General features: G+C 72.4%; 9 protein-coding genes. 3 read left to right on the forward strand and 6 right to left on the reverse strand.

Annotation, left to right across the window (positions count from 1 at the left end):
- Positions 1-49 precede the first annotated feature (49 nt).
- Complete coding sequence (locus tag OQ02_RS33705) at positions 50-523, reverse strand: MarR family winged helix-turn-helix transcriptional regulator (RefSeq protein ID WP_051773113.1); 474 nt, start codon at positions 521-523, stop codon at positions 50-52.
- Positions 524-581: 58 nt separating this feature from the next.
- Between OQ02_RS33705 and OQ02_RS33710 the strand changes: the two genes are divergently transcribed.
- Positions 582-1,445 (forward strand): NmrA/HSCARG family protein, encoded by an 864-nt coding sequence (locus tag OQ02_RS33710; RefSeq protein ID WP_033442704.1) that lies wholly within the window; start codon positions 582-584, stop codon positions 1,443-1,445.
- Positions 1,446-1,464: 19 nt separating this feature from the next.
- Here OQ02_RS33710 and nudC read toward each other — a convergent pair whose 3' ends face one another.
- From nudC to OQ02_RS33730, 4 genes are all read right to left on the reverse strand, one after another.
- Positions 1,465-2,415, reverse strand: coding sequence for an NAD(+) diphosphatase (nudC, locus tag OQ02_RS33715; RefSeq protein ID WP_033442705.1), 951 nt, complete (start codon positions 2,413-2,415; stop codon positions 1,465-1,467).
- Positions 2,412-3,800 (reverse strand): M16 family metallopeptidase, encoded by a 1,389-nt coding sequence (locus OQ02_RS33720; protein ID WP_033442706.1) that lies wholly within the window; start codon positions 3,798-3,800, stop codon positions 2,412-2,414. Before OQ02_RS33720 ends, nudC begins: the two co-directional genes overlap by 4 nt.
- Positions 3,797-5,122: a M16 family metallopeptidase gene (locus OQ02_RS33725; RefSeq protein ID WP_033442707.1), complete on the reverse strand. Its 1,326-nt coding sequence runs from the start codon at positions 5,120-5,122 to the stop codon at positions 3,797-3,799. Before OQ02_RS33725 ends, OQ02_RS33720 begins: the two co-directional genes overlap by 4 nt.
- A 212-nt stretch (positions 5,123-5,334) precedes the next feature.
- Positions 5,335-6,972, reverse strand: coding sequence for a DUF2207 domain-containing protein (locus OQ02_RS33730; protein ID WP_033442708.1), 1,638 nt, complete (start codon positions 6,970-6,972; stop codon positions 5,335-5,337).
- Between the two features lie 381 nt (positions 6,973-7,353).
- Here OQ02_RS33730 and OQ02_RS46830 point away from each other — a divergent pair, with 381 nt between their 5' ends.
- Positions 7,354-8,463 carry a neutral zinc metallopeptidase gene (locus OQ02_RS46830; protein WP_269321657.1) on the forward strand — a complete coding sequence of 370 codons (1,110 nt, stop codon included), beginning with the start codon at positions 7,354-7,356 and terminating at the stop codon, positions 8,461-8,463.
- 15 nt (positions 8,464-8,478) lie between these two features.
- Positions 8,479-9,378, forward strand: a complete 900-nt coding sequence (locus OQ02_RS33740) for a neutral zinc metallopeptidase (RefSeq protein WP_033442710.1) — start codon at positions 8,479-8,481, stop codon at positions 9,376-9,378.
- Here the strand turns inward: OQ02_RS33740 and OQ02_RS41585 are convergent.
- The gene (locus OQ02_RS41585; RefSeq protein WP_156077475.1) at positions 9,348-9,785 is read right to left on the reverse strand and encodes a hypothetical protein; all 438 of its coding nucleotides are present in this window, start codon (positions 9,783-9,785) and stop codon (positions 9,348-9,350) included. The two genes, OQ02_RS33740 and OQ02_RS41585, sit on opposite strands and share 31 nt — an antisense overlap.
- Between the last annotated feature and the right edge of the window lie 659 nt (positions 9,786-10,444).

Here is a 10,444-nt window from a genome sequence, read left to right on the forward strand (position 1 = left end):
CGGGCGAGTTGGACCACGGCCGCCACACGGGCGTGTCGAAGTCCCGACGTTAGTCGGTTGCGAACCGCTTGGCGTCCCATTTGGCGTGCGCCTCCAGCAGTTTTCGCCCGATGCGCTTCAGGTCCGCGACGTCGCGGTCACTCAGCGGCGCGGCGAACTCCTCGGCGACCGCCTCCCGGTACGCGGGGGCGCTCGTGGCCGCCAGGACCTGCCGCCCGTCGTCGGTCAGCACGGCGTGGACGACCCGGCGGTTCTCCGGCGGCTGCTCGCGCGCGACCCAGCCGCGCCGCACCAGCCGTTCGACCAGCCGCGTGACGCCGCTCGGGCTGACCGCGAGCAGGTCGGACAGCTCGGACATCAGCAGGCGGCCGTTCATGTCGATCCGGTACAGCGCCTCGTGCTCCAGCAGCGAGCACCCGGCGACGGCCTCGATCCGCCGTTCCACCGCGACCCGCACCGCGTCCACGCCCTGCTGCGCGTAGAGCCACGCCAGCAGCGCGTCGCCCGGCTCGTGTCGGCTCATACCCGGACCCTACCAAATTGACTTGACCGGCGAACACTTTCAGCGTCAACCTTTGCTCATGGAACCTATCCTCGTCACCGGCGCGACCGGCGCCCAAGGCGGAGCCGTGGCACGCGCCCTCCTGACCCGCGGCCACCACGTCCGAGCCCTCACCCGCACCCCGCACAGCGTTGCGGCGCAACGACTCCGACAGCTCGGAGCGGACGTCGTCCACGGTGATTTCGACGACCCCGCCTCCCTCGGCGCGGCCCTGCGCGACGTCCGCGCCGTGTTCGCCGTCACCACGCCGTTCGGCAGCGACACCGACGCCGAAACCCGCCACGGCATCGCGCTGGTCGACGCGGCCCGGGACGTGGACCACGTCGTGTTCACCTCGGCGTCCAACGCGGACCGCGGCACCGGCGTCCCGCACTTCGACAGCAAGCAGCGCATCGAGGAGCACCTGGCCACCGCCGGTCCGCGGTGGACGGCCCTCGGGCCGGCGGCGTTCATCGACGACAAGTTCGGCGAGTGGACGCTGGCGGGCCTGCGCGAGGGCACCTTCCACCTGCCTATGCCGTCGGACCGCGAACAGCACCTCGTCGCCGTGCGGGACATCGCGGACGTCGCGGTGCTGGCCCTGGAGCAGCCGGCGCGGTTCGCGGGCAGGCGGCTCGACCTGGCAGGCGAGGCCCTGACCCCGACGGCCATGGCGGAAGCCTTGACGGCGGCCATCGGCCACCCGGTCCGCCACCACCGCCCGCCGCTGGACGTGGTGGCGCGCTACTCGGCGGACCTGGCCGCGATGTTCGGCTACTTCACCGAGGTGGGCACCGACATCGACCTGCGCCGGCTGCACGCCGAACTGCCGGAGATCACGTGGCGCCGGTACGCCGACTTCGTCCGCCTGCTGCCGTGGCCGGAGCTGCTGCAACCGGCCTGACCTGCGACGTCGCGCCGGGTCAGCCCGCCGCCACCCATGACTGGATCATCCGGTAGGCGATCGAGGCGCCCGGCGCGAGCAGCAGGTCCGGCACGCTGCCCGGCTCGGCGAGCGCCTGCCGCACGTCCGCCCGGCTGACCCACCGCGCCTGCGCGATCTCGCCCTCCGCGAGCCGCAGCGGCTCGGTCGGGTCGCCCACCGCCTCGAACCCCACCATCAACGACCGGGGGAACGGCCACGGCTGGCTGCCGAGGTAGCGGATGCCGCCGACCTCGACGCCGACCTCCTCCGCGATCTCCCGCGCCACGCACGCCTCCAGCGACTCGCCCGCCTCGACGAACCCGGCCAGCACCGAGTACCGCGACTCGGGCCACCCCTCGCCTCGGGCGAGCAGCACCTGGTCCGCGCCGTCGTGCACCAGGCAGATCACCGCCGCGTCGGTGCGCGGGTACTCCTCGCGCCCGCACTGCTCGCAGGACCGCGCCCACCCCGACTTGATCGACTCCGTCCGCCCGCCGCACGCCGCGCAGAACTTCGCCGACCGGTGCCAGTGGAACAACGCCACCGCCGACGTGAACAGACCCGCACCGGTGTCGTCCAGCATCGCGCCGCACGCCCGAAGGTCCAGCCACTGCGGCTCGTCCGTCAGGTCCGGCCCGCTCCACGCCCGACCGCTGGGCGCCTTGACGTCCGTCTCGTCCTCGGTCAGCGGAACCGCCCAGTACGCCACGCCGTCCTGCTCGCCGAGCAGCACGGCGGTGTCCGGCGGACCGTCGCCGAACTCCGTGGCGGGGTGGTCGACCAGGCGCGAGGCCTGGTCGGCCACCAACGTGCGGCCCTGCGCGTCCACCGTGATGACGCGCGCCTTCGGCCACAACTGCTCGATGCGCCGCGCGTCGCCGCGCAACGGCTCCTGCCGGTCCACGGTGAACCGCGAGAGGGCCGGCAGCTCCACCAGCTCGAAGCTCACGGCAGGGTCACGCCGCCCAACGCCCGCAGCTGCGGCGCCAGCAGGTCGGCGTCGCCCACCAGCACGCCGGTGAACGCGGTCGGCGCGAAGAACTCCAGCGCCACCTCGGTGACCTGCTCGACGGTGACGGCCGCCAGCCTGGCCGGGTGCCCGGTGAACCACTCGACGTCCAGGCCCAGACCGGCGAGGTTCATCAGGAACGACGCCAAGCCGCCCTGCGACGACGTCGCCGTCAGCAGCGACCCGATCGCGTACCGGCGCGCGGTGTCCACTTCGGACTCCGACGGCGGCGCCAGGCCGAGTCGGCCCAGCTCGTACCGGGTCTCCAGCAGCGCCGCCGCGGTCACCTCGCTCGCCGTGTCGGCGTCCACCAGCAGCGTCGCCCCGCCCGGCGTGAACTCCGAGTGCGAGCGCGCGCTGTACGTGTAGCCCTTGTCCTCGCGGATGTTCTCCACCAGCCGGGACGAGAAGAACCCGCCGAACACCAGGTTCGCCAGCTGGAACGCCGGGTAGCGCTCGTCGGTGCGCACCATGCCGCGCCCGGCCAGCCGGATCTGCGACTGCACGGCACCTGGCCGGTGCACCAGCAGCACGTCACCGCCCTGGACGACGGGCAACGGCGACAACGTCACCGCGGTGCCCTCACCGGTCCAGCCGCCCAGCGCGCCCTCGACCGCGCGCACCGCCGCGTCCGGCTCCATGTCGCCCACGACCACCATCACCGCACCGCGCGGCAACACGGCCGACGAGTGCAGCGCGCGGACGTCCTCCTGCGACACCGCCGCGACCTCGTCCGCCTCCGGTATCTCCTTGGCGAACGGGTGGTCGCCGTACAGGTGCCGCTGCAACGCCTCGCGCGCGATCACGTTCGGCTGCGACCGCGCCAACCTGATCCGCTCCACCAGCCGCGCCCGCTCGCGCTCGACCTCGCCGACCGGGTAGGTCGCGCCGGTGAGCACGTCCCGCAGCACGTCCAGCACGGTGTCGAAACCGGACATCAGCGCGTTGCCGGAGAACGCCAGGCGCTCCGGGTCGACCACCGCGTCCAGCTCGCCGCCGACGAGCGCCAGCTCGGTGTCCACGTCCACGCGGCTGCGGGTCGCGGTGCCGGTGAGGACCGTGTTCGCCAGCACCTCGGCACGCGCCGAGTGGGTCGAGCCGACGCTGCTGGCGGCCGGGTCGCCGAACGGGATGCGCAGGCGCACCTCCACCATCGGCACGGACGACCGGCGCACCGCGATCACGCGCAGGCCGTTGGCCAGCGTGGTGTCGACGGTCTCCATGTCCGCGGCGGCCCGCTGCTCGCCCAGCTCCGGGAACGGGCGAGGCCCGAGCGCCGTACGGCCGATCTCCTCGGCGCTGCGGTGCTTGGTCGGGGCGCTCACTCGGTACCTCCGTCGGCGGTGGTCTGTGCGGTCTCGTTCGGGTCGGCGTCCTGGGCGGGCTTGAGGAGCAGCACGGCGCGCGCGTCCGGCCGCAGCGCCTTGGCCGCCGCGGCCACCTCGTCGGTGGTGATGCCGGCCAGCTTCGCGGGCAGCTCGTACAGCAGCTCGGCCTGACCGAACAGCAGCTCGGCCGACCCGAGGCCCAGCGTCCGGCTGGTCAGCCGGTCGTGCTCGCGGTGCATGGTGGACACCCAGCGGGCGGTGACCTTCGCCAGCTCCTGCTCGGTCGGCCCTTCCTCGGCCAGCCGCAGCAGCTCCTCGTCCACCGCCGCGACGACCTGCTCGGAGGTGATCTCCGGCGGGTGGATCGCGGTGATGCTGAACGTGTCGGGGTCGCGCGCCTCCAACGGCCCGAACAGACCGCACCCGGCGCCCACGTCCACCACGATCGCGTCACGGTGCACCAGCCGCTGCTGCAGCCGCGACCCGTCGCCGTCGGTGAGCACACCGGCCAGCACCAGGTAGCTGAGGTAGGCGTCCACCTCGGTCACCGGGTCCGGGATGCGGTAGCCCAGGGCGATCGCCGGCATCGGCGCGTGCTTGTCGGTGTGCTCGGCGCGCAGCTCGCCCTTCGGCGCGGCCTCGGCGAACGACGGCCGTGGCGGCACCGGACGGGCGGGCACGTCACCGAAGTGCTTCTCGACGAGTGCCTTCGCGCCCTCGGTGTCGAAGTCGCCCGCCACCGTCAGCACGGCGTTGCCCGGCGCGTAGTAGGTGTCGAAGAACGCGGCGCAGTCGTCCACTGTGGCGTTCTCGAGGTCGGTGAAGTCGCCGTAGCCGTTGTGCGCGTTCGGGAACGTCTGGAACAGGACCGGCGGCAGCAGGATCCAGGGGAACCCGCCGTACGGTCGGTTGAGGACGTTGAGCCGGATCTCCTCCTTCACCACGTCGATCTGGTTGCGGAGGTTCTCCTCGGTCAGCTTCGGCGCCCGCATGCGGTCCGCTTCGAGGAACAGCGCGCGCTCCAGCGCCGCAGACGGCAGCACCTGGTAGTAGTCGGTGTAATCGGGGTGGGTGGACCCGTTGAACGTGCCACCCGACGACTGCACGTGCCGGAAGTGGGCCAGCTTCTCCAGGCTCTCGCTGCCCTGGAACATGAGGTGCTCGAAGAGGTGCGCGAACCCCGTCCGCCCCTCGGGCTCGGAGCGGAAGCCCACGTCGTAGTGCACGCTCACCCCCACGACCGGGGCGCTGCGATCGGGTGCGAGCACCACCCGCAGACCGTTGGGGAGCGTGAACCTGTGCAGTTCGGGTAGCGCCATGCACGCAGCCTACGGGTTGACCCGGCGACCGGGCTCGATGGTCACCCGGCCTCCGCCGCACGCCGCTACGCCCAGCGCGAACGACCGGCTGCCGGCCGGGCCGCCGCCTGCGGACCAGCGGCCGTTCAGTTCAGCGAGCGCAGGTGCCCCGCCTGGGCCAGCACGCCGTCCAGTTCAGCGAACGCAGGTGCCCCGCTTGGCCAGCACGCCGTTCAGTTCAGCGAGCGCAGGTGCCCCGCCTGGGCCAGCACGCCGTCCAGCGCACCGAGGAACGCCGGGAACCGCTGGGCGAACCGCCGCAGGTCCCCGCCCTCCTCGGCCTCGCCGAACCAGTACAGCCCCGGCCGGGTGCCGGCGAACGTCGCCAACCACCGCTCCGTCTCCCCCAGCACCACCGCGTAGGGCAGCGACCGCGAGAACACCATCTCCCGGTCGCCGTCCGGGATGTCCTGCGGAGTCGCCGTCCGGAGGTACCCGCGCAAACCGCGCACGTGCTCCAGCAGCGCACTGCCCCGCTTCGTCCGCGCCGGCATCGAGCGCGCGCCCACGGCCAACGCCACACCGGCGACCACGACCACCAGCCCGAACAACGCCGCCGCCCCGACCAGCGCCAGCACCACCGTCAGCGCCACGCCGGCCACCCCCAGCCCGACACCGGCCCACCACCAGAGGTTGCGCTCCGCGTCCGGCCGCCGGGCGAACCAGTTCTTCGCCACCACGTCGGCGTACAGCTCGTCCCGCACCCGGGACAGGTCGATCCGCCTGCCCCGCAGCCCGGACAGCAGGACCACGTCCTCCCCTTCGGGCAGCAACACCTCGTACACAGCTCGCTCGTACCCGGACAGCGACGGGTCGGCGGGGTTGCGCCGCACGAACCGCCAGTCGTGCCCGTCGACCTCCTCGATCCACACGTAGTTGCGCACCGCGAGGTCCACGACCGTGGCGGTCACGTCCACCACGTCCACGTGCTCGTCCACCACGGTGCCGACCTGGCCGGGCAGCACGCCGTCCGGAGAGGCGAACACGACCCGTCCCGAACCGTCGGTGACCAGCACGTTCACCGATCCGACGGCACCACCCAGCGCCCGCGAGTCACGACCGCGGAGGTACCACAGCGCCATCCCGCCGGCGAGCAGCAGCAGGACGAGCCCGCCGAGCCCGGCGCCGGTCGCCGGGGTCAGCGCGAACGCCGCCAGCAACCCGGACGTCTCCTCCACCCGCGCGTTGGCGGGCACGGCGCCCTCCTGCAACCCGACCGTCAGGTCCACCCGCTCGCCGGCGCCGAGGCCGATCTCGGCCGCCCGCACGCCGCGGCCGTCGCCCAGGTCGGCGCTGGTGCACGGCTTGGCGGTGCCCGGCTCGCCGGCCAGGCAGCTCACCGACTTCGGCACGTCCGGCGTGATCACGGAGACCTTCACCGAGTCGAGCGCGGTGTCCCAGCCGCTCGCGGGCTGCCAGCGCAGCTCCAGCGTGTCACCGATCTTCGCGACGGTGCCCAGGACCGAGTACTTGACCGTCGACGTGCCCGCCTGCAGTGCGATCGTCAGCTCGTCGGCCGATGCTGTAGCCGTGCCCTTGCCGTCCACCGTCACGTCGGAGACCTCGAACACCCGGTCGCGGTGGTCGGCGACCGGGACGTGCAGCGGGACGACGCGGGTGGCGGTCGCGCCGTCGGGGACGGTGACCACCTCGGTCACGCTCAGCCTGCCGTCGCGCTCCAGCTTGAGCCGCACGTCGGCGCCGACCGTCCCGGGCAGACCGGCGGTACTGCCCGGTTGCGCCGCCGCTGTGCCGACGCCCGCGCACAGCGCGACCGCGCAGATGGCCGCCGCTCCCCAGTTTTTCAACACGGCCGCGGAGAATAGCGGAGTTCCCCTAAGCTCTTGTGCTGATTCGGGCATCCGCGATATGGGGGACCACCAGCGATGACGCAACCACCGCCGCCGGGTGGCTGGCCGCCGCCACGTCCGGTCGGGCCGCCGCCGATGCCCGCACCTCTGCACCCCCAACAGCCACACCAGGCACCCCCGGCCCAGCAGCCCCAACCGACCCGTCAGTGGCCCGCGCAGCAGCCTCCGACCCAGCAGCCCCAGCAGCCCCAGACGCAGCAGTACCCGGCTCAGCAGCCTCAGCAGCCCCCGGTTCAGTACCCGCAAACCGGGCCACAGCCGCAACAGCAGCCCCAGCAGCAGCCGTGGCCCCGCCAGGACTCCTGGCCGCAGCAGGCACCCGTGACGCCGTCGCCCCTGGCTCCGCCGTCCATGGCTCCGCCGCCGATGGCCGCTCCGCAGCCGCCGCCCGCGAACTGGGGCCCGCCGCCCGGACCGCCACCGGGCTGGGGTCCGCCGCCGATGCCGTACCCGCCGATGCCGCGGAAGAAGAGCAGCGGCCCGCTGGTGGCGATGCTGATGATCGGCTTCCTCGTGGTCGCCATCGCCGCCGTCGGCATCATCGCCGCGAACCGCGACTCCAAGCAGGCGCGCGATTCCGGCACCGCCGGGTACGCGAGCTACACCTACACGCCCGAGCCGACGACGAGGACGACGACCAGCGCCACCACGACGACCACGACGGCGAGCAGCAGGCGTTCCACGTCGACCAGCGAGCCGAAGGCCGGTCCCAAGGCCGTCATCGCTTTGGGTGACAACCCGATCCACGCGGCCGGCCTCGGCGCGTTCAACATCGAGGGCTGCCCGCTGCCCGGGATGGACTACTCGCCCGCGGGCCAGGACCGGTTCCTGCGGGCCGCGCTGCCGTGCATCGAGGCGATGTGGAAGCCGTCGTTCCAGCGCGCGAACCTGCCCTACCAGCCGGTAGAGCTCGTCATGGTGACGTCCCAGACCACCAACACGTGCGGCTCCATGGGCCCGGACCGCACCGCCATGTACTGCGACGGCACGATCTACTGGACGCCGAACCACTACGCGAACGAGCAGGGCGCGGCGAACCCGAACCACCCCGGCAAGTACCTCGGGCAGCTCGCCCACGAGTACGGCCACCACGTCCAGTGGCTGTCCGGCATCCTGCGCGCGTCCGGCCAGGCCCAGTACGACAAGGGCGGCTGGGACACCCCGGAAGGCCTCGACCTCAACCGGCGCAAGGAGCTCCAGGCGACGTGCTTCGGCGGCATGACGCTGGCGCCCCTGTCGCACGGCGCGGTGCCCGCGGACGTCATCTCGGTGGCCCTGACGGACGCCGGCAACCGTGGTGACTACCCGATTTACCCCAACCGGGACCACGGGGCGCCCGAGCGCAACTCCGCGTGGGTGAACCACGGCTTCAAAAACAACGAGACGAGCGCGTGCAACACTTGGGTAGCGAGCGCGGCGGACGTCAGCTGACCCGACTGGAGGACCGTGCACACGCCCGAGGAGCCCAGGAACAACCCGATCGCCCTCATCGGCGTGTTCTCGTTGATCGTGTTGTGCGTGCTGGGTCTCGGCGGGATCACGCAGCTCGAAACGTCCCGGCGGATCAGCGGGCGGCCGGTGGCCGCGCCGGGTGCGCTTGTCGCGCAGTCCACCCCGACCGAGCCGCCCAGGCCGCGCGCGGTGCACCGGCTGGCCGACCACCCGCTGCTCGCCACGGCCACCCGTCTGCCCGCGGTGACGTGCGCGTTGCCGGCGTTCGGGCTGTCGGACGCAGAGCTGTCGGCGTACTACAAGGCCGGGGTCACGTGCCTGGACCAGGCGTGGCAGCCGGTGCTGGTGCAGGCGAACCTGCCGTTCGACCCGCCCGCGCTGGACACGGCGCCGGACCTGACCGACGGTCCGTGCGGCACGGCGCCCGCGGAGAGCGAGGCGGTCGCCTACTACTGCGGTCGCAACAGGACGATCTACATGCCTACGCGGCGGCTGCGTGACAACGGTGGCGGTGAGCGCGCGGGGTCGCACCTGGCGACGTTGGCGCACGAGTACGGGCACCACGTGCAGGCGTTGACGGGATTGCTGCGGGCAGCGGACAGCAAGATCGTGGACGCGGGCGAGGAGACGCCGGCGGGCCTGGAGATGTCGCGGCGGATCGAGCTCCAGGCGAACTGCTTCGCGGGGATGTTCCTGGTGGCGGCGTCCGGATCGATCGGGCAGGGGCTGGCCGAAGAGGCGGCGGACGACTTCCACTACGCGGTGGAGGAGCCCCCGGAGAAGAACGCGCACGGCAGCCCGGACAATCAGGGCGAGTGGGCGTCGCACGGGTTCACGACGGGTGTCACGACGTCGTGCAACACCTACGCGGCTTCGGCGGACGCGGTCGGCTGACCACGGGTGGTCCACAGGTAGGCGTAAAGGCCGCCGGCGAGGCCGCTCAGGCACATCAGCATCACGGTCAGCCTGGTTTCGAGCGGCATTCCCTCGGGGGTGCTGGCAGCGGCTTGGACCGTGAACTCGCCGTTCGTGTCGGCGGGGACCACCACCTCCACCACCTCGTTCCGCTGGTGGCCGCAACCGTCGAGCTTCGCGGTGTGGGTCCGGTCGCCGACCTTGAGTTCCACCCGGTCGTAGGCGTCCACGTCGCCGCAGGAGGCGGGGGCGACGACGGTCGCGGCGACCCGGTGGACCTCGGTGGACGTTCGCGGCCACCACAACGCGACCGCTGCCGCGATGCCTGCCAGACCCACGACCAGCAGCACCAGCGCCCATGCGACCGGGCTTCGCGGAACCGCCACAGCGTGGATGGTCGCAGACGGAGTGGCAGGTTGTCGTGTGGGCGAGGGGTGTTCTCTGCGGGCTGGAACATCACTCGATCGTGATCTTGCACACCTCGAACGCCAGTTCGACACTGGAGTCATGAACTTCAGCACTCAAGCCGTTGCGAAACCCATCACGACCCCCACCGCGCCCGCCGTCAGGCACGCCGTCACGCACGCCCCCAAGAACGCCACGGAGCTCACCCGCCACCCGAGCCGCCCCCCAACCCGCCGCCGAATGCCGTACCGAGCCCGTCGCCGAGACGCCCGACCCCGGGTCGGCTCGCAGTGGCGCAGTGGCGCAGCACCCGACCAGAACCGCCAGACCCGACCACCCCGAATCCAGACCCGCCCAAGATCGCCCGACCAAGCCGGCCCGACCCCGACTCAGACCCCAACCCAGACCTCGACCTCGACCTGCCGCCGGCCCGGCAACCACCTGGGTATCTCGTAGAGCCGCACCAACCGCCCACCGCCGCCGCAGCCCACAGCACCACAGCACCACAGCGCAGTCCACATCGGATTCTTCCGACCCACCCCACCAACCGCCGCACACCCGCCCCACACACACCCACCGCCCACACACCCACCGCACCCCGCACACCCACCGCACCCACCACACCCACCACCGCCCACCC

This window comes from Saccharothrix sp. NRRL B-16314 (genome assembly GCF_000716595.1).
Taxonomy (GTDB): domain Bacteria; phylum Actinomycetota; class Actinomycetes; order Mycobacteriales; family Pseudonocardiaceae; genus Actinosynnema.

Coding starts and splice junctions, on each gene's coding strand:
- OQ02_RS33705 (WP_051773113.1), bottom strand. CDS start 523: ATGAGCCGACACGAGCCGGGCGACGCGCTGCTGGCGTGGCTCTACGCG.
- OQ02_RS33710 (WP_033442704.1), top strand. CDS start 582: ATGGAACCTATCCTCGTCACCGGCGCGACCGGCGCCCAAGGCGGAGCC.
- OQ02_RS33725 (WP_033442707.1), bottom strand. CDS start 5,122: ATGGCGCTACCCGAACTGCACAGGTTCACGCTCCCCAACGGTCTGCGG.